General features: G+C 55.3%; 15 protein-coding genes. 5 read left to right on the top strand and 10 right to left on the bottom strand.

What is annotated here, in order from left to right; translation table 11 throughout:
* Positions 1–17: 17 nt before the first annotated feature.
* The 4 genes from M2337_RS13840 to kdsA all read right to left on the bottom strand — a co-directional run bounded on the left by M2337_RS13840 (position 18) and on the right by kdsA (position 3,836).
* Positions 18–1,067 carry a class I SAM-dependent methyltransferase gene (locus M2337_RS13840; protein WP_264570715.1) on the bottom strand — a complete coding sequence of 350 codons (1,050 nt, stop codon included), beginning with the start codon at positions 1,065–1,067 and terminating at the stop codon, positions 18–20.
* A gap of 42 nt (positions 1,068–1,109) precedes the next feature.
* Complete coding sequence (locus tag M2337_RS13835; protein WP_264570714.1) at positions 1,110–2,144, bottom strand: GSCFA domain-containing protein; 1,035 nt, start codon at positions 2,142–2,144, stop codon at positions 1,110–1,112.
* A gap of 46 nt (positions 2,145–2,190) precedes the next feature.
* Positions 2,191–2,859, bottom strand: a complete 669-nt coding sequence (locus M2337_RS13830; protein WP_264570713.1) for a hypothetical protein — start codon at positions 2,857–2,859, stop codon at positions 2,191–2,193.
* A 134-nt stretch (positions 2,860–2,993) separates the two neighbouring features.
* The gene (kdsA, locus tag M2337_RS13825) at positions 2,994–3,836 is read right to left on the bottom strand and encodes a 3-deoxy-8-phosphooctulonate synthase (protein WP_264570712.1); all 843 of its coding nucleotides are present in this window, start codon (positions 3,834–3,836) and stop codon (positions 2,994–2,996) included.
* 266 nt (positions 3,837–4,102) lie between these two features.
* Here kdsA and M2337_RS13820 point away from each other — a divergent pair, with 266 nt between their 5' ends.
* From M2337_RS13820 to M2337_RS13810, 3 genes are all read left to right on the top strand, one after another.
* Positions 4,103–4,747, top strand: a complete 645-nt coding sequence (locus M2337_RS13820; protein ID WP_264570711.1) for an FkbM family methyltransferase — start codon at positions 4,103–4,105, stop codon at positions 4,745–4,747.
* A 143-nt stretch (positions 4,748–4,890) separates the two neighbouring features.
* Positions 4,891–5,787 (top strand): hypothetical protein, encoded by an 897-nt coding sequence (locus M2337_RS13815; RefSeq protein ID WP_264570710.1) that lies wholly within the window; start codon positions 4,891–4,893, stop codon positions 5,785–5,787.
* Between the two features lie 23 nt (positions 5,788–5,810).
* Positions 5,811–6,728 carry an FkbM family methyltransferase gene (locus M2337_RS13810; protein WP_264570709.1) on the top strand — a complete coding sequence of 306 codons (918 nt, stop codon included), beginning with the start codon at positions 5,811–5,813 and terminating at the stop codon, positions 6,726–6,728.
* A 186-nt stretch (positions 6,729–6,914) separates the two neighbouring features.
* Here M2337_RS13810 and M2337_RS13805 read toward each other — a convergent pair whose 3' ends face one another.
* The 6 genes from M2337_RS13805 to M2337_RS13780 form a co-directional block, all read right to left on the bottom strand.
* A complete protein-coding gene (locus tag M2337_RS13805; protein ID WP_264570708.1) occupies positions 6,915–9,182 on the bottom strand; it encodes a glycosyltransferase in 2,268 nt (755 codons plus the stop codon).
* The gene (locus M2337_RS13800; RefSeq protein WP_264570707.1) at positions 9,179–10,702 is read right to left on the bottom strand and encodes a hypothetical protein; all 1,524 of its coding nucleotides are present in this window, start codon (positions 10,700–10,702) and stop codon (positions 9,179–9,181) included. The genes M2337_RS13805 and M2337_RS13800 overlap by 4 nt, the downstream gene beginning before the upstream one ends.
* Complete coding sequence (locus tag M2337_RS13795) at positions 10,699–13,161, bottom strand: glycosyltransferase family 2 protein (protein WP_264570706.1); 2,463 nt, start codon at positions 13,159–13,161, stop codon at positions 10,699–10,701. The genes M2337_RS13800 and M2337_RS13795 overlap by 4 nt, the downstream gene beginning before the upstream one ends.
* Positions 13,162–13,282: 121 nt before the next feature.
* On the bottom strand, positions 13,283–13,915 hold the full coding sequence (locus tag M2337_RS13790; RefSeq protein ID WP_264570705.1) for a hypothetical protein: 633 nt from the start codon (positions 13,913–13,915) through the stop codon (positions 13,283–13,285).
* Positions 13,908–15,629 carry a hypothetical protein gene (locus M2337_RS13785; RefSeq protein WP_264570704.1) on the bottom strand — a complete coding sequence of 574 codons (1,722 nt, stop codon included), beginning with the start codon at positions 15,627–15,629 and terminating at the stop codon, positions 13,908–13,910. Before M2337_RS13785 ends, M2337_RS13790 begins: the two co-directional genes overlap by 8 nt.
* The gene (locus M2337_RS13780) at positions 15,626–18,166 is read right to left on the bottom strand and encodes a glycosyltransferase family 4 protein (protein ID WP_264570703.1); all 2,541 of its coding nucleotides are present in this window, start codon (positions 18,164–18,166) and stop codon (positions 15,626–15,628) included. Before M2337_RS13780 ends, M2337_RS13785 begins: the two co-directional genes overlap by 4 nt.
* 434 nt (positions 18,167–18,600) lie before the next feature.
* Between M2337_RS13780 and M2337_RS13775 the strand changes: the two genes are divergently transcribed.
* Together M2337_RS13775 and M2337_RS13770 are read left to right on the top strand one after the other, a co-directional pair.
* The gene (locus M2337_RS13775; RefSeq protein WP_264570702.1) at positions 18,601–19,011 is read left to right on the top strand and encodes a hypothetical protein; all 411 of its coding nucleotides are present in this window, start codon (positions 18,601–18,603) and stop codon (positions 19,009–19,011) included.
* Positions 19,012–19,104: 93 nt separating this feature from the next.
* On the top strand, positions 19,105–19,818 hold the full coding sequence (locus tag M2337_RS13770; protein WP_264570701.1) for a hypothetical protein: 714 nt from the start codon (positions 19,105–19,107) through the stop codon (positions 19,816–19,818).
* Positions 19,819–19,821: the final 3 nt, after the last annotated feature.

The raw sequence follows: 19,821 nt of genomic DNA, 5'->3' as shown, positions 1-19,821 counted from the left end.
ATAGCTCATCATGTAACTTAGTTGCTCAGTACAAAATGAAAGTCTTTATGGTTCGGTGTGTGTTCGATCACATAGTCGGAATAGCCTAGCTGGCGCACCGCAAAGTCAAGCATCATCTGACAGTTAATGTTATCATAATAATGAGCATGGATGGATTCCATGCGCGCCATCAACGCAATCAATTTCTTATCATCTGGGCCCCGCCGCAGATGGCGCATGTAATGCAACTTCTCGGGGAGCCAGATCTCGCGTTGATGTTCATCTAAGAGGCTTTCGAGAGAGCAGCGATGGTGAACCGAATCTTTCGTGCCATTCAAGTCGGGCACCACCATGATCACCTTACCTCCAGCCGTCAGTTTGCGGCGCCAGCGTTCGAGATGGCCAATCGGATTGACGAGATGTTCAAAAACATGGCTACCGAAAATGAAGTCGAGAGAACTATCGTCCGTCGGCGGCGCGGATGCTTCTCCAACAATGTAGTTGCCCCATAGCTCTGGCCTTACAACGTACTTGCCCCCGCCGCTATACAGCTCACGCCATTCCTCTGCTGGCATCTGCTCGAGATACAGGACGTCGGTGCGCTCACCAGGAAGGATCTGAGGAGTGCTGCCAGGGCCGATTTCCATGCCCTGCCCAACGCACAGATCATATAACCACTGCCTGGAAAGCGCGCGATGATTTGCAACGAACGCCGGTGTCCGGCTTGGCCCGTCATTAGAAATGACGACATCGATCTTTCCACACATTTGATGCGGCCAAGGCAGGTATAGCGGCTGAAAGCCCGTCTCCCCTTCGTAGACCGTCTCGGAGAGCACCGCCTGGGTCAATGTCGAAACCACGGCAACCCTTAAGGTGGCGTGCTTAGGGACATCGAGCATCCAGCCACAAGTGGTAGGGAAGTGACGCAAGCTAGCGAATCGGCGAGCATCCAATATTTTGAAATGCGCGCCTGGCGTCAGCGTGAGACCGCGCCAGTCGCCATCCGGGTAGTTTCTCTTACCTAGGACGACACCATCCGAAGTTTCGAGATTCGCATCACCGCGGCGGGCCATATCAAAGAGATTCAAATTACGGATTCCGTGAAAAAGGGCGGGCATGGCGCCCGCAACTTAACGACGATCAAGCGCTGCCTCGTCGCACTCTACCTCGATGAGCTCCGCCATAGACATCGCCGAGCCAGGGGCCAACCTGACAGATGAGGAATCGGATTGACTGGTCTGGGTCGAAGCGAACTCTGGTGCCAATGTTGCATGTTTCATAAATAAACTCATCACGTGCGAGACACCAGTCTCCCGCACATTGCGCAAATCTTCCGCATAATAGGCCCCTCGGGAAAAGGCTCCCGTTATGACTTCATATGACGGAAAATAGGTAACGTGCGCGAACCGGGTGGCAAGTATATCAGCAGCGACCCGTAGCACTGATTTGGAGTATGTCGTTGCAGTCAGGACATGCTGGTCGGGGCGAGCGGTCGCAGCCAGCGGCACGGGAGATACGGTGATGATGACACGCGCACTGGGATTGACGCGTGCAAGTAGCCTCAGGAACTCGGTCATATCCGAAACGACGTCTTCGACAGTTTGGTTGTAGAAGGCGTGGCGGGCGGGATGGAAGTTTCCTCCACTTACGCCCGGACAAATCGGAAAGACTGCTCCATCCGCACTAGACACCCAGCACTCCGTCAGGCCGAGCGTGAAGACTAGTACGTCCATTGCCTCGAACATCGATCGAACAGCATGGAAATGCTGGGCCCGATCTAGGCGCATTTCAAGCTCCGAAACAAATCCACCCGGCTGAACTGTCGGGCGGAAGGGATCAAGAACGACATCGTCTTCCTCCCGCCAAACATCCTCGATCGGAATGAATTCGCCGTACGCGCGCTGGAACAGCTGTAAGAGCTGCCGCGCTGTATAAATATTTCCATATCGCGCAGAAAACATGCCATAATTGTTCCTGGCTCTGATCTCTTCTGGCAAGATCGGATGCCCCGGCTCGGTGACATAATAGTTGTATCCACTGCCCCTCAAACGGCGAGCGATATGTTGGGCAAAACAGCTTCCCGCCGTTGCGACCTTCGTATTGTGCGATATGCAGGCTCGAAATTCACCAACAGGGTCCACCAGATGAGGTGGACAGTCGGTCACGGACCTTCTCCAGAAATTATGATCGGGCGCAGCAAGATATGGGTGATCAGGCATGAGTCCCCGAATCCTTCCGGCTATGGACGACCTCTAGTATCTGGCGGAGCACTTGCTCACCATATCGGCGATTGGCATGCGTTACATCTTTGCTGTAAAAAGCGCGACCGAGATAACCGTCCTGCGTTACGGCATTATCGGGTGGAGGCAGCAGCTTTACATTCACGTCGGCGCAGAGCGTCGATAAAGACTCTTGCTGCATCTTCCAGCAGGCAAGGCGAAATGCCGGATCTGTCGGCTCAAGCAGCCCTAGGCCGGCGGCTGCGAATCGAGTTTCGTGGAACTTGCGAATAAATTCGTTGTCGGATTTGGGAGGTGGCGGCGAGAGATGGTACAACCGCGCTTGTGTAGCCGCGCGAATTTTGCGTAGCACAGCGCCATCCGAATGCCGTACGCCACTTTCAATATAGCTTCCCAATGCACGATGCGGCACGACTTCGGCGGCTGTGCTGTGGTTCCCGTGCCGATCCAAAACGATAAAGTCCCGCTCGTGCTTTATAGTGCTGATTATGGCATATTGATTGCCGCCAATAGCCGAAAATACATAATCATCCGTTTTCAATCGAGCGATCCGTCGGCAGAATTGATCCACACTCTCATCGCCGAGTTCTTTGCCATCCTTGCTTTTTCGGACGCGCAAAACAGTGATCTCTTTGAACATGTCCGCCCGCTTTTCATATGCGAGGGCCTGAAGTAGGGCGACGGTGTGGCTGTCCCCGAACACGTAGATCTGCGGAGTCTTGCGCTGTCGCGGTAGGCTGACCAATCTTTCCCAAAACGTCGTCACGTGCAATCTCACCCGGTCACCAGCCTTGGGAAGGATTTGACCAGCTTGTCCACCGCCAGCATCTGCTCGAGATATGAGGACAGGGCGGCGAGCGGCAGAGCGCAGGGGCCGTCGCAAAGCGCTTGTTCCGGATCGGGATGGGCTTCAAGGAAAAGGCCCGAAATTCCAAGCGCCATGCCGCATCTTGCCAACGCTGCTGCCTGGGCGCGACGTCCATCAGCGCTGTCCGCGCGGCCTCCAGGTTGTTGCAGCGCATGGGTGGCATCGAACACGACTGGCGCCATGTCCTTCATCATGTCCATTCCGAGCATGTCTACTACAAGATTATTATAGCCAAAGGAGGATCCTCGCTCGCATAGAATGATCCGGTCATTCCCGGCTTCCCGGCACTTATCGATGATATGACGCATTTCATGGGGCGCAAGGAACTGCGGTTTCTTGACATTGATCGCTGCGCCCGTGCGCGCCATGGCGACTACGAGATCCGTCTGCCGTGCGAGAAATGCGGGCAGTTGAATAATATCCGCGACCTCAGCTGCAGGCGCGGCCTGATATGGCTCATGGACGTCGGTCAACACTGGCGCGCCGAAACGGGACTTGACGTCAGCTAGGACGCGTAAGCCCTTGTCCAGGCCGGGGCCGCGAAAGGACGCAATGGACGATCGATTGGCTTTGTCGAACGAAGCCTTGAAAACATAGGGGATTCCCAAAGCGCTCGTTTCCGCGACGAACCGACTGGCCACTTCGAAAACAACATCCTCGTCTTCGATAACGTTTATCCCGCCTATCAGGATAAATGGTGCATCATTCGCGAAGATCAAATTGCCGACGCTCACACTCTGTTTTACCAATAATTCCTCCTCGTATCGTTCATGCCCGGACCAAAAGTCCGGCATCTGCGCTGGTGCTAATGACAATGGCCCAATGGCTATGCAATGCAAGGTGCAGAATCGCCAACTTTTGCAGTCAGGCATGCCGATGGGGATCGTAGGCCGTTTGGCCGCGAGGCTCCGTCACTTCTCGACAAACGCCTTGCCGAAAACAGGGTCGTAAGACATAACCACTAGCCAATCTGCCGACCGGCACTGGATTTATAGCAACTGCTTGCGAGTTTCAGATGACAGATTTACCGACTCCCACGATTTGGCAGGATAACCCCTATGAGCCTGAGTGGGCGGCCAGGGATTTCTTGTATTCCGCCGATGGTACTAAAGAATATCCTGAACATTGTTGTAAATTAACTTATAATCTGAGCAAGGCATTCATAAGAAATTTTCGCACGGCTCTAGATGTTGGTTGTCGTGTGGGTGAATATACGAGATATCTTCAACTCGATTTTGATCATGTCTTTGCGTTTGATCCTAATCTCTGGCCGAATTTTCGATACAATGTAGACCTTTCCAAGGTGACTCATTTCACCTGCGCCATTGGAGATGAGGTCGGCGAAACGGTCATGTATAGTGGTGGCCACGTCAGTCGAGAAGGAGCGAAAACGAAGACTGTACCGGTTTATACGATCGACATGTTCGAATTCCAGAACGTCGACTATATTAAAATTGATGTTGAGGGTTTCGAGAAAAAAGTGCTCCTTGGAGCAGCGGAAACCATTGAACGTTGCAATCCTGTTATCGTGATCGAGCAGAATCAGGTCGTCCTTGAAGGCGATAAGCAATTTTCGGCGAAGACTTATCTGGAAAGCATTGGGTACCGAGCCGAGGCCGTTGATGGCCGCGGATGGGATTTCGTCATGCTGAGATCATAGGGCGCATGGACCTCCTCTGACGGCGAAGGTTCAGTCCGCTCATTCCTAGGCGGTGTTTGAATGGTCTGCTTGACGGGGAAATTTTGCCTGCCTAGCGTGACGCAATAGCGCTATCCAATTTTGGTTGAAGGCAGGCGAAGGCAATGGCGACGATTATTCGCGATCCCCTAGTCGAAGATTATATCTTTGAACTGGCGGTCCAAACTGAAGATGAGTGCGCCGAAGTTCGTCGGCATTACGAGGCCGGTGACCTCATTTTGCTTCGCAACGTGCGGTTTGATCTCGATTACGCCTTTTTGAACAGTCTGAATTTCGACGTGGACGGACCCCCGGAATTTCTCCGCAAAATCAAGAAGTATGGCGACAACAAGATTGCCGCCCTCGACGAAGCAAGCGCTGCGCCGCTCGACCGCTTTGTATTTGAGAAGATTTTCGGTTCTGACTCAGGCAAAGTTGGTTATTATAAAGAGCAGGTGGCTAAGGGCAATGTTCAGTGCGATGCACTCTACAAGAAGATATTCCCTGAATATTCGTCGTATCGACAAGTGAAAACCTGGAGATTTACCTCAACGCTTTATGAAAATTTGCATTGGGACGTATTTGGAATCCCTGAGGTTTTTCATCAGGTTCGCATCTTCAGCAATATTGCCGCGTCGCCTCGGCTTTGGCGGACGAGTCATCGCATCGAGCATTACGCAGAGTCGGCTTACCGCGAGTTCGGACTCAGCGAATTTGCGGACAAACCGGGCGACGATCTGGTTCGTCATCTCAATTCTGCAGCTTTAGGTGGAATGAAAAAAGCGTGTCTAGATCGACTGCCGAAACACCATATTGCATTCGAGCCGGGGGAGGTATGGCTTGGCGAAACGAGGAAAATCTCCCATCAAATCTACCACGGCGAACGCGCTTTCGCGACGATGTATTTTAGCGATCCAGCATCCATGGATAGCCCCGAACTGCTATTTGATGCGCGCATTGCGCGGCTTCACGCCCGTTTTGGAACTGCTGGACCGAAAAAAGCGTCGCTTGCGACTGGTTAATGATTTTAGCGAGAGGAACTTAGATGCCATTGGAAATCCGGTCAGCGACAAAGCGTGAGATTGGCGATGAAAGCACCACGTTGCCGGTTCTGGAGATGGATGTGAGTGGTCAAATCGTCCGCTATGTGTTGACTTCACGTCACTCAAGCAGTCGCGCGCGCACACTCCTGACTAAGGAGCCGCTGACGATTCCGTGGATTACAACCGTGAAAGCGGGCGAGGTTTTCGTCGACATTGGCGCAAACGTGGGGACTTATGCCATCTATGCCGGCGTGATCGGTGCGCGCGTTTTTGCTTTCGAGCCTGAGGCTTTGAACTACGCGGAGCTCAATAAGAACATTTTCGTCAACAATCTCCATGGCAGGGTGACAGCATATTGCATGGCCATTTCCGATCAGGCGGACGTCTCCGTGCTTCATCTGAGCGCATTCGTCGTTGCCGGTTCGCACCATGATTATGGAGAAAATTGGTGGAAATCTGATCGGACGATTGGAAATCGATTGGTGAAACGCGAACAACGGCCGCAACAGGGTTGCATCTCCTATTCGCTGGACGAACTCGTCGCCCGCCAGGTTCTGCCACAGCCAAACCACATCAAGATCGACGTGGATGGGTTTGAAAACAAGGTAGTGCGCGGCGCAGCAAAGACGCTTCAAAGTCCTGACTTGAAAACAGTTCTCCTGGAGGTCGATTTCAGAATTCCCGAGAGCTTACAACTCGTTGACCATATGCGCTCGCAAGGCTGGAAAACGTCCGACCACCAGCTCCGCATTAATCAGCACGAATATATGCCGGATGGAAAACTGGAATCTCTGATGCAACGAGGGAAAGGCGGCGCCAATTTCATTTTCTTCAGGGATGATGAATATTTTCGGTTCTTCGAGGAGTTCGCCGAGACATTCGTGCCGCCTAATCCACCGGTGGCCAAGGTGACTGCCTGAGGATACTAATCGGCTGTACGGGCTTCGCGCGCCGGCGATCATTTGGGGTAGTATCAAACCGGTGGTGAGATGCGCCGGAAACGCGAACGATACCAGAAGATCGCCGCCTTGTCGAAGGACGGATTTGGGGCCACAGTGAGACTATATCGCTGGTTTCTGCCACCCGGCGCGGCTCGGAGCACTGCGTTAGGTGCTCGTTGGAGCGTGATCTTGAGTTACGGAACCGCGAGCAGCAGCAGCGGCTGACTGCGATGCCCGGTCAAACATACTCAAAACCTGCCCGGAAAGGCGTTGGATTGAATAGGATGTTCTAAGTTTCTCCTGGGCTGCAATCACCAAGCCCAAGCGCTCATCCGGTTCATCTATCAGCGATTGGACCGACGCCACCCATTCGTCGTGATCGTGGGCCAGCAAGCCGCAGCCATCGCTACAACACTCATCATAGGCCACACCGTAACTCGCCACGACGGCGGCACCGATCGAGGTGTAATCGACCCATTTGGTGTCGGCCTTCGCCAGATTGAATGAGGTTCTGTGCAGTGGCGCTAGACCGATCTCCCATCGAAGGTTCCGGAATTTTGCGACGAATTCTTCGTAGTTGCCGATGCGGCCAATTGCCATGACGCGATCGCCGAAGCGAAGCAGCTCTTCCGGCATGGCCATGGAGCCGAACAATTCGAAGCGGACCTGAGGATTGCGGTCCAGAAGCTCGGCAATAGCGGGGACAAGGTCCGTCAACTCAGGTGTCTTGTCGTTGCCCATAAAGCCGATAGTTCGGACAGGAAGCCTCTCGGCCGGCACCACGATTTCACCGCTGCAATAGATCTCTCCGAAGCCAAGTCGTTCGACAAAACCTTCGGCATAAAGCTTGTCCTGCAAGCGTCGCGTCGAACAGTAAACTAGGTCTGCATTCTGGAGAAGATAACGCACCGTCGAAGTTCGTTCGATGCGATTATGTTCGATGTGCTTGGGTCCGACTTCCGGAGGAACATTCAGAAGGTCGTCATCTATATGAAACAATACAGGAACTTGCGCTGCGCGTAGCTGCTCCACAATATCTTGAGCTGCCGGGCCGCTATATCGGCAGAAGACCGCAATATCGGGTGCAAATGAACTGATCTCCTCGAATGCGCTGGGCTGTTTCGTCACCCTATCGATATCAGTCTGAGCTGCCACTGTCGCACGGATACTGGCTTCCGTGAGGACCTTGGTTTCGAGCAGGCCGGCATCAACCAGCGGCGCCAGTGGCTTGATGAAGCTGATATGAAGGGTTGGCACAACTCCGTTTGCGATCAGCAACACACGGGGTGGGCGACGCAGTGACCGGGAGCCTCGTAGAGGAAAGGTAGCGCCTTCCACTAAATTTAGAAGCCGCTCACGTATCTGCTCGGGGCGGACATCGAGGGCATTGCGAGCGAGAAACTCGCGTTGCCGGGCGAGAATGGGTTCGGGATCGCTAACCGCCGCCTCGGCAAAATCGACCCAGTCCGCAACGGACGATATCTGTACCAGGCCGGCATAGCCGGAAGTGTCGATAATATTGTCGGGGTCGCGCCATACGGCCGTCGGTATTCCGGCCATCACCATGTCGACGATGACTGAAGATGGTGCGGAGATGCCGTAAGCAAACTGCTTCAGGTCAGTTTTGTACATGGCAGCATTGGCGAGCGTCACGTTCGACGGCAAGGCGACCTTATTCTTGATTACGAACTGGCCACCTGGATGCGGTCGCAATGCGACGGTTCGGCCCGATATCGCCTGAATGGCGGCGAATTCTCTGATAGTGTCCAGATAATGGGTTTGAAGATTGCCGGAGGTTCGCATGCGGACCGAATGGAGATTTTCGCAGATAAGACCGGTACTGCCTGCCCTATGGCTCAGTCGTGCTCTGTGGGGACGATCCAACGACATTGGTGGCCCAAGCTCAAAATATTTGGCGCGCTCGGAACTGCACAAATGCTTCATTGCTGCTGCAGGCGCCCAGCCGCATATAATATCCGCTGCAAAGCGGATTTGCTCGCCGTGAGCAATGGTTTGTTCCTGATTCTGGCTGAATCCAACACACTCGTGGCCGTGCTGCACAGTGATTCTCACGTAGCTGCTCGGCGCCGCGAGAAACACTTCGTGGTTCACTTCATGTGCAACCAGATCCGTCTCACTGGCAGAGAAGATTAGCCCCGACCGCCCCTGGATTTGTCCGCAGGCTGACAGCGGCGAGTCAAACCGCGCGATCCGGGCGTGGACGAGCGATGCGAGTTCCTCGAGCTCTGCCATCCAGACGCCGGTGCGGTCGCGATGCTCCAGCTTATGGGAAATCAAGAGGAGCAGATCGAGCCGGGTTTCGGTCGCTAGGACACGGATAATGGGGCGCAGAACACTGATGTCCTGAACAAGGTCGAAGAGAAAGACCGCCTGCGGCCTAGGAGTGCCTGGCGTCCGGATAAGGGGGTTCATGCAATGCTCCCCGAAATGCTGGCCACACCAGGAAGCGGCATCTCCATTTCCGATCGCATCATCAAAATATCGCCAAAAATTTCGCGAAAGATGGTTTCGGTCGCTGCCATCACGGACTCGTAAAAGATAATTCTTCCGGCCTTGGTGTCGATCATCTGGGGCGCCAATGTGTTGAGGAGCCGACCCTGTGGGTTATCCGGCAGAGGCAAAACATGGCTATACTCGCCATAGTCGACTTTCGGGAGAGGCACCGCGCGGTTGGACCACTCGCCCGACAGGCGCGCGAGCGTGGTCCGCATCAGCCGGAGTTGCAGCGTTGAACCACCATCGAAATACCCTATCTGGGCGCTGAAGGGTAGCGTCTGGCGCGCAAACGGCGACGCGAGAGAAAGCCAGCCAAGCGATCGGCCCAGAGTGTGAATGGCAGGCGATGATGCCGCACCGTGAATGATGGCACGAAACGGCCGCTGGTCTACCGGGATTTCAACGGTGCCAATCGGCAGTTCAGCGAGGAAGGTAAGAAAGCGACTTGTCTCCTGCGCGGGGTCGGCGATTGCGCCCAAACATTGCTGGAGATTGACAAGTGTTGCGCCCCTCAACTTCATCGAATCCGCTTTCAGGTCCGTTGAAAAGTCAGCGGCGTTGGAATAAACAAAGTCAGCAAGCGCAGCGTAGAGAGGGTGGCCCACTGTCAAGATCTGGGCGCCATGCGTCAGAGCGGTTACCGCCCGATTCAGAGATTTCGCAACGCTGAAGCTCTGATAATTAACAGGAAGAAATGCCAGCACCGCCTCGTCGAGGCTGGCCTCCTCAGCTTGCGCTGACCATTCCACGACTTCGACCCAATAAGGCAGGTTTTGCAGCGTTTCCAAACCCTGTGCGTCGAGCGCAGCGGTGTTGGTCAACACTTTCAAATGGACGTCGAGTCCGGTGTGTTTCAGCGGAGCGAGAGCATCGCTGAACGCAACAAGGTCGCTAATCCCGACCGGGAACAGAGGATTACTGCCTTGGCCGAACCAGAGAACATTCAGCCGCCCAGTCTGCCGCACCTGTCTGATCTTAGACTCAATGAGTTGCAATAGTCGCTCACGCGATATGGTTCTGAAGGGATCATTGAGAACATGCGTCGGGACAGCCGGATTTATCCGCTTTACCACAGTAGACATGCGCTCGGTAGAACATAGCAGGAAGTCCGCCCGTCCGTTTAGGGCGCGCTGAAAATGGCGTTGCGAAAAAGTGGCGCTCGACTGGCCGCTGACATAATCATCGAACAAATCAAACCCGACCAGCGCTCCGGCTTCCCGAAGCATGTCCGCCAGCATGAGGGCCCCCGCGTCGGTACATTTGCTGAATAGGTAAACATCGGCATTCAGTTTGAGTCCTTCGCGGATGCTGCTTATCGTGTCGATCTCAAAGCTGTATCCCAGCTGAGAAAAATAAGGCTGCAACCGGCGATATCGAATGCGCGTGCCCGCGCTTTGCAGCCAGTCGGCCGAGCGGACGAGAACTTGAATTTTCATCGAAGCAGCTCTCTTATCCGCAAGGTCTGTTCCGACATCGCTGCCTTAAGATCCTGCTGGACGGCACCCTGCAGAGGCATAATCCCCATTGGCGCGACAGATTGGGACATGACCGAGACAGCCCGGGCTTGGGTAGTGCAGAAATGTTGAAGGCCCGCCAGTCGCGCCCGCAGGCCAAAATCGATGTCCAGGCTGCCATCGCCCACATCATCATCTCCGCTCAATCCACCGAGGTCGCGCCAAACGGCGCTCGGCAGTAGGCATAGCCGCAAGCTGTTAGCGAATACTGGATAAGCTGACGCGGGGAAAAGCCTTAGAATCTCGCTTTGCGTGGTCAGCCCTTCGGACGACGGGAGAGACGGTCCCCACACCGAAAAGATGCCCGCACAGTCGAGATGCGTCGAGCCATCCGCAATATCTTCTCGAACAATGGCACAAGATACGGAGCCAGCTTGCGTTGTGCATGCTATTTCAAGCAGAAGCGAGAGGGTCCGTGGATCCGGCATGCAGACATCGCTGTCTAGAAACAACAGATAATTCTCTTTTGCCAGAGAGGCAGCTTGGTTTAGGCGCTCCGCGCGAGACGGTCCGGATGCCAAGCACCAGCACGCCCGCGATGCGCCGAAAAGTTCGACGGCGTTTGATGAGGCGCTTTCGGCTCCGACGATAACCAGATCGAGGTCGTTGGCTAATGTCTGATTGGCAAGCGAGGCGATGCAGAGCGGAAGGCGGTCGCTCTGGAGGAAATCATCAATTATTACTGTTATCCGCGCCTGCGGTTTTGTTGGGTCGATCGCGGGCGGAGGCATTATCGAATCTGGAGACACGGGCATGATTTCATCGACCCGCCAGACTTTGGCATCGTGAAACCGGATCATGATAGGCGCCCCGCAGTCTTGCCCTAACGCCGGCGAACTTAAGGGCTCTGCATGAAGCATCGGATAAGGCAGCGGCAATGCGGGGTGACGAAACGCATCCATCTGAGACGGCATCGCAGGGTGGCAGATGAGAGACATCGGCTGTCGGGTTCCTGCAACAACCACACAGAAAGTCTTGAAGCCTAGCGCATGTTGACCCGACCGAGCGGCGAGGCAGGCTAGCGACGGAAATCCGTCTGCCGGTAGGATCAAGGTATCTCCACCCGCCATACGCGCTACGGTGCGAGGGCCACCGAAGCCGGTGTGCAACAATCGCCCAAGGCTGTCCGACGCTGCTCCGCCACTATTGGACGGGTGTTGCCGCAGTTCGATACCAAACTGGGCTGCGAGCGCTGTTGCGATGTTCACGCGGAAAAGTGGCTCTGATCCATTCGCACAAGCGAGATCGACCATAATTCGCTTTATCGCAAAATTTTCTGCCCCCCCCCAGCAGTAGGCCTGAAGCGCTAAAGGCGCCATGTAGCCCTCCCATGTCGGGCGTTCGCCAGACATCGCCTCACTTGCGGCTATCTCAGAATGATGCAGCCCACCTCGCAGGAGGGAGGGAAAGGGCAACAATGTGCTGGCAGCCAAAGCCCCATCAGGTGTTTGCCAAGTCAAGAGGACGGGGCAAAGCTCCTGATCCAGATTTAAGGTAATCAGTTCAAGTTCGCTCCCCGTGACGTCCGCTTGCGCGCAGCAGATAATCTCGCCGGCGGGGTTATATTGAAAAGCACGCAGCCGCCGCGCATGAGGATGCGGACTGCTCAACCGCAACGTGAGTTGCCCCTGGCAGGCGAACCAGCCGTCGATGATCGCATCAGCGCCCAAACCATGAGTGACCAACAGTTTATGGGCATACTGTCGGTCCGGCGAGGGATTCGCCGGATGTGCGGCTGATATCACGGCGCCCCTGGTGGGCGAATCTCGCCGCATGACCTCGAAAAGCCGAATTCTGCAATTTTCTGGAGTTTCGACCTCGGCGGCGGCCCCCATGCGGGTGGCCAACCAGTCGACTGGCGACACATCTGGCTCGGCAGGTGATGAAGGACGCTTGGCGTCATTCAGTCGCTCTGAAAGGGCTGCCCAGTCGAACTGCCTAGCTCGCCATGTCGACCTGAAATCTGATGAGTAGGGTGACGCCTTGGGCAACTGCCGGCCAGCATTTGACTGCCGCTGCCCCGACCGCATATCAAGATCGCTGTCGATGGACTCGGTCGAGCCTACCGGCCTTATGGAGCGGCCTTCGTCCCGTCCGAAAGTAAGATAATGAAACAGGGGGTTGAGGTTCGTTCGGGCAACATCCGGGTTGCGCTTGAGGTAGAAGCGGAGGTCGAAGCGGGCACTCGGGTTCCGTCCCTCTTGCGCACCATGCCGGATGAAATGCTCCAGAGGATCAAGACCCGCCATGGCGACGTCAGGATAATATTCGAGATACCATTCGGGATCAAAAAGCCTGCTCTGGTTGATCACAGTGTGCGCCAGCTTGTAACGCGCCTCTTCCCTCCGCCGGGCAGTGAAGCGATGCTTCAGCTTGTTCAAGGTGCGCCTTAGCATTGCTCGACGCTTTCTATTGCTGTGGCTAGCGCCATGCGCGTTCCGCGAGCGTGCTGTCCTGCGTCGACTGCCTTGGCACCGACCATAAATTGCCTGACATTTGACTTCATCTCGCCGGGCCTTGTTCAATAGCCGTCATGCTATATGCGACGGCTGCCGAACGGGTCGACAAGCTCAACAGGCATCCGAAACTATATGGCTCCAGACCGTAGATTGCGCCGGTCGTTGCAATATCCAGCGCTATATCCATTGCGACGTCAAACCTTGTATCCAGTCGATTGAACAGGACTAGACCATTGCGGGTGTCATCACTGCCATGATCGTTTCTCTTGAGCCAATGGAAAGGCTCCCAGGGCGAGGCCACAAGCAGGCGCTCGAGATCGGGGCATTCACTTGGCTGCGCGGTGATGAGAACAATCCTGAGGATATCGGGATGAAGACTCATGAGCCGATGGACGCAAAATAGCGCTCTGGCATCAAGATATCGCTTCGCATTCGTCTCATGGCTCGCCGCCGAATTGGCATGTGTGGCTAACTGGGCCAGTTCGGGAGGGTAATTCGCCTCGACGTTGATCGTTCGCACACCCACAGGAGCTTTGAACTTGGTGTTGATGGCCACAAAACATGGGACATCCTTCATCCCCGTGCAGGATGACGCGCGCCAAAGCCAGTCGATCGCCGGTGTAGGATCCTCAAGATCCGTTGGGCAGGCCAGGAAAACGAAGTCGTTATCAGACAAACTCACAGTCCTCCAAATACTTTAGAAGATGCCATGCGGTCCCGTCTTGGATTTCATTCATTGTATACTGTGAGTAGGCGAGATGAGCGAGCCACTCATCGCGGTCAGGATAGCGTGGCGTTTCAATGAGGCCCATATCCGTTTGCCCGATGGGTGCTGCAGCACTGGTCGGGGATACGAATATGGGCGTGCCGAGGCAAGCTGCTTCGATTGCGACGTTAGAGGAATGTGTCACCAGGGCGTGCGCACCCCGTAGGGCCTGAGCGAGCGGAACAAACGGCTGACCGGGCTGAGGCTTTTCCCGCACGACAATCGGCCGATCCGTCTCCAGGCGAAGTGTTGCCAGCGTGGCTTCCATCCAGTTCTCGCAGCCATGCGCTGCAATGAAATATTCTGTTGGCGGGCACACAATGATGGACCGGCCATTCTTGCGCCACGGCTGGATGTCCAGGTTGAGGAGCTTTAGGCGATCGACATCGACCCTGCGAACCTTGCCTGCTTCATATCTGTTGCGGGTGATGCGATATGATTTTCCATGACCCCGGTTGAAATAGGCATGGTCTACATAGAAATAATGCAGATTCTGGGACTGTGCCTGCTGCAGAATTCGGTCGCTTCCGCGAAGGACACCCCACACGACCGGTATATCGCGCAGGTCGTCTGGCTCGTCGTCCGTATAGGCCAGTCGGCAGCCGGTGCCCATCGCAAATGCCCTTATAACCGGGTTTCCGCCGCCACCCCGGTTCAGATAGGCGCTAAGCATCCACGGCTCGATGGCCGTCGGCGGCGTGCTGAAGGCGATTTTGTGGTGCTCTTGAGTGCCCGTGTCGTCAAGTAGGCTGATCTGCATGAGACGCTGAGATGGGGACGCATAGCGCGGGGGGATGGGAATGCGCATGCCTTTCAACCGGTGCGTTAGCCTTGCTGACTGAACGGCGGTCACCTTGCCACGCTGTTGGTCGTCAAAAATGGTGACCACCACCAATTCATTCCCCCTGGCGAATGGCAGCTGCAGTTGATCCGGTCTGATCCATATTTCATTGTCGCTATCCTCAAAACACTTTGATGGAGCCGTGGGCGGATCGTCCTGTTGCGGAGCAGTTTCGCCCGGCCGGGCTTGGAGGCTGGTGCGTTGGAGCATGCCTATGACGTTGGATACGAATGCTTCGTCTAATGAGGCGTTTGTGAACCCCTGTAAGCTCGGACAATTGCCCACCGTACTCAAACAGGTCCCATATGCGCTCGTTTCACCGTCCGGCAAAAAATCGCTGGCGGTGATTTGCGCCACGACCGTCTCTGTCACTGGTGCCGGCACCGGCAAAAGCAACATCGGCATTTCACCCGGCAGTTGCCGTATCAGGCTCTCCAATTCGGCCTCCGCAATCAGCGTGACCAGTGATGCCCATCCTTCCCTTAGCGCCCGCGCATTCACGACTGCCGCTGCCGAAGCGGTTGGCAAAACGAAAAGGACAAGGGGTTGAATAGTTTCCAGCGAGAGCAACCGCAGCAGCCCGTGTTGCAAGGCAATGTCGTCACGGCATTGGACGCGCGCGACGATCAATATCTGTCTCAGGCCCGGAAGAGGAAGCCTTGCGCGAGATGCCTGGACCCAACCACTCCAGATCGCCTCATTCGCTTCCAGCCAGTGCGGGGCGATCTGCTTCATCTGGAACCGCAAGGCAGCAAAGAGACCAATCGCGGATGTCGCGGTCATCTTGCCAGACCTACAATTTCGGCGCTGAATCGATCCCAACTATACTGCTCGACCGTCTTTCTCACATCCCCATCAAGATCGAAAGCCTGTTCGATCAGAGTGCTGACCCGCTCCGCTCCGTCCCTGGTTTCGAATAAAAAGCCATTACGTCCGTGATCGATCAGGTCCGGTGCGAAGCCGGTGTTGCTGGCAACCGGCACCGCATTGCACATCATTGCTTCGATCAGCGGGATGGGACCACCCTCAAGATTCGAGATAGAAAGAAACACATCGAAACTCGAATAAATCCTTGGATATTCGCGGTAAGGGCGGGTCAGATAAGTGAAATTTGGTTGGCTTAGCAGTTCTTCAAAGCGCGCATAGCGGTTCCAGTTTCGCCCGAGCAGCACGAAATCGCGATGCGGCAGCGCCTTGACGATGTCGAGCATGAGATCTGGATTTTTGCGCTCATAAAATGAAGAGGAAAGCCCGACGACACCGCCGCCTCGCTCGTGCCGCTGGAAAAGAGCAGGATCCGCCGCGCCGAGGACGACCACAGCCTTCTTCGGATCCAGCCCCCGATCAATCCAGAGTTCCCGATTGGATTGACAAGTGAAGATGATCCGGGTGGCCTTGTTGAAAAGATGCAGGTTGCGTTCAATGGCGTTGGCATCCTCGTCGCGAGGATGGGTGTACCAGACGAAGATCTTGCTGGCCTCCAGCGTGTCGGGATATTTGTTGTCGAACAGGTCCAGTAACGAGAAATGGCTGAAAAACAGATTCCGCGACGCCGGCGGAGGAGCTGCGTGATCAACAACTGTCCAGCTTCCTGTCTGACGCGAGCCGATTTCACGGCAGATCGCATCAAGAATCCATCCGCGGCCCTTAGCGTGAATGACGAACGCCCATTCAACCGATCCGTCGAGATCAGTCCTTTCGGGATATGGCCCCGGTGTGACCGACTGATCTATTAATGCCTGTCTGCCGGATGACGATGCAAAGCGTTCGAGTTCATCCTGCGCAAGGTCTGCGTGAGTGAGAATCTCCATCCCCACCTGTCGCGCAACCGCGCTTATGAGCCGGCCGTTTGTCGATTCAGGGTTTCCCAGGGCAACCGCTGACCAGCCTATCATTTGGCCTTCCAAACCCTTAAGTCGCCCGGAAAAGAACATGGGTAGTGCTTTGGCGCGCAGAAGGATCCGGCGGAAGACAAGATCGTTCTCCAGCAGGTCTATCGACACGAGCAACCCGCCATCGCGGCCGACGGTTCGGTTCAACATCAGGATTGCATCGAGCGCGTAATCCGGGTCATCGCCGACATCGAGCACCATGAGTATCCCGCTACGACTTTTCGCCGAGCGCAGAACCAGGGAACGACCAATAGCCTGCTTGAGTAGATTAGACCAAAGAGCCGAGAGGCGCTCGGGCGTATAACGCAGCAGGATCGGCTCGGCCAGCGCAAGCCGGGGTGGCACAGTCGTATCGCGTTTTGACCCCACGCACTCTTCAAGATTGCGCAGAAAACGGCCGGTAAAGATGACCTCTTCAAATTCTACCAAGGCGGGAGCCTTCTCGGTGATAACCGGCACTGATGCCGCTAGCGCCTGAAGAATGCGGTTGGAGGATTTGACCGTGCAGAATTCATCATAGCCCGTCATCAGCAACGCCGCGTCCGCGCGATCAAGCTCGTCATAAATAGCCGAAGGCGTCCACGGGACATAACGGGTAGGAAAGTTGCAGCCCGCTACGAGAGTCTCATAAATCGTGACGCTGTTGCTGACGATGACCAGTTCGATCGGGCAGGTTCGGTTGAATTCCCGCAAATGCTTGAACACCGGCTTAAGGCTGAACATCCCGAAATTGCTGTGCGATCCACCGTAGTTTCCGAACCAGATAATCCTGCGCAGGGAATCCGTCGGTCTTGCCACGGCAGCCACCCCGTCGGGAACGTCCGGTGATGGCGGTACGCCAGTGACTCGCCGAATAAATCTTTCAGTGGCGACAAACAATTCTCGGGTTTCGGCAATATCAGGGATGACATGGCAAGCCGGCCCGGACAGGCCGTTGTCTTTCAAATATTTTTCAACTCTGACCGCCATTTCGGCGCTCGGAACAGTAATTCCTGCTAACGAGGGTGCCGCCGCGAGCAGCGCCGTCAATGCATAATAAGGGTAGTCGAGCGTGGGGTCTTTCGGATTAGCCAGATCGTCGCACAGATCCAAAAACAGGGGCTTGCCCAAATGCCGCGCCAGCGCGGCCAGGTCGATGGTGTACCGATCCAGTCGTTTGACGATTATGATGGCGTCCAGGTCGTCTATGTCATTTTTAAGATCTTGATACCGAGAGAAAAACAGATTCTCGAAATCCTGATCAAGAACGCGGGCGAAATGAAAGCACCGGTATCGTATGCTCGCCGAACTGACGCTTGATCCCTTGAGATACCAGCCAATGCGAAATTTCGGCTTCTCAGCAGTGGTCCCCCTGGACGGCAGCAGTTCTGCCCCGGGAAATTGAATCCTGAGCCCGCCAGAGGCAAGTTTTTCAACTTTTGTGGTCATCAACGAGGCTTATTGGAACTTGGACATATAAAGGAGTACTGGTGCTGGAACCACGCAACCTAGGGGCAATGCAACGGACGAATAACCGACATTTTGCACCGGGCAACCTTCCATAAGCCGTTCCTATGGGCGATCCGAACCCGTTGGAGGCAGCAAGTCTATGGCATCAAGTTGGGATGACCACAAGTATCATGCCACCGGTTGTCGAGGAGTTGCGGAGCAGGCGGCCACATCGGTTTGTCTGTCTGTAGACCCACGCCTGCCACCTGGGCGCGTCGGATTTAGGTAGCGATTGGACATGGACGCTTGGTTGCGGTTATTCTACCCCTGCTTTGTTTAAGGAATGGTCCGTTGGACCTTTCAAAGTTTGCAATCCTTCGGGTTTTCAGGTCGAAGTCATGTCTCGTTTGGCTGTGTTGAATAATGGGAATGGAATGAAGAATCCGACGAACGGCCAAGTCGACTCCACGCTTGACCCTGTAAGTCTTGCGCTCGCATCGCTTGAAGTGAGGTTGTCGCAGCGGGAGCGCGAAATGGACGTCCTCACTGTACAGGTGGATCGCTACAGACGGAAAAGCGAGGCCGCCGAAGCGCGCGCGGCAATGCTGCAAGCTTCCTTGGATCGACATCTCTTGCACTGCGGTAGAGACGAGGGTGCGACCCAGCGGCTGATAGGGGAACTGGCAGAGGCGACAGCTCGCCGCAAAGAGCAAGTCGCCATGATTGAGCGCCGCAACCAGCGAATAATTGCCCTCCAGCAGGAATTGGATAAACTGAAACGACAGGGAGGGATCAGCACGTTCTTCACATGGCTCAGGCGTGCCCTTTCCTTCCGTCGTGCATAGGTTGTAATATGCCGTGCAAACTATGGCCCGCTGTTGGATGCGTGATACAGCGGGTAGCCGTTAGACTTGTCGACTGATCAAGGAAGCGTTTGAATGAATGCGGCAATTAAGCAGAAGGTCTTCGTTGGGTATGATAGCCGCGAGGACATCGCCTGGCAGGTCGCGCGCCACTCGCTGTTGCGCCATTCTGATGGTGACCTCGATGTGATTCCCCTGCGTCAGGACAGCTTGCGCGAACTCCAGCTTTACACACGTCCTTACGATGCGCTTTCGTCCACTGAGTTCTCGCTGACCCGCTTCCTGACGCCATTTCTGGCAGCGAGTGGCGGTTGGGTGCTGTTCTGCGACTGCGATTTTCTGTTTACGGTCGATGTGCGCCGCGTGTTCGAGGGACTGGATTCCTCCAAGGCTTTGTATTGCGTGCAGCATGATTATCAGCCGGCCCACGGCATCAAGATGGATGGCAAGGCGCAGACCATCTATCCTCGCAAGAACTGGTCGTCGTTCATGCTGTTCAACTGCGATCATCCGGACGTTCAGGCATTGACACCTGCAGTCGTCAATACGGCGTCGCCGGCGTATCTTCACAGGTTCGAGTGGATCCACGATGATGCGGCGATCGGCGCGCTGGACCTCGACTGGAACTTTCTTGAGGGCGAATATCCTCGGCCTGAGGCCACGCCGCGCGTAATCCATTATACGAACGGCGGTCCCTGGTTTGACGATTGGCAGGACGTCGATTTTGCAGATCTCTGGATGCGCGAGCGGGATCTCTATCTCGCATGGGAGACGGACGCAGCAGCCTGAGCT

The sequence above is a fragment of the Sphingobium sp. B2D3A genome (assembly GCF_025961795.1).
Taxonomy (GTDB): Bacteria; Pseudomonadota; Alphaproteobacteria; order Sphingomonadales; family Sphingomonadaceae; genus Sphingobium.
This window is presented reverse-complemented; position numbering and strand designations above follow the sequence as displayed.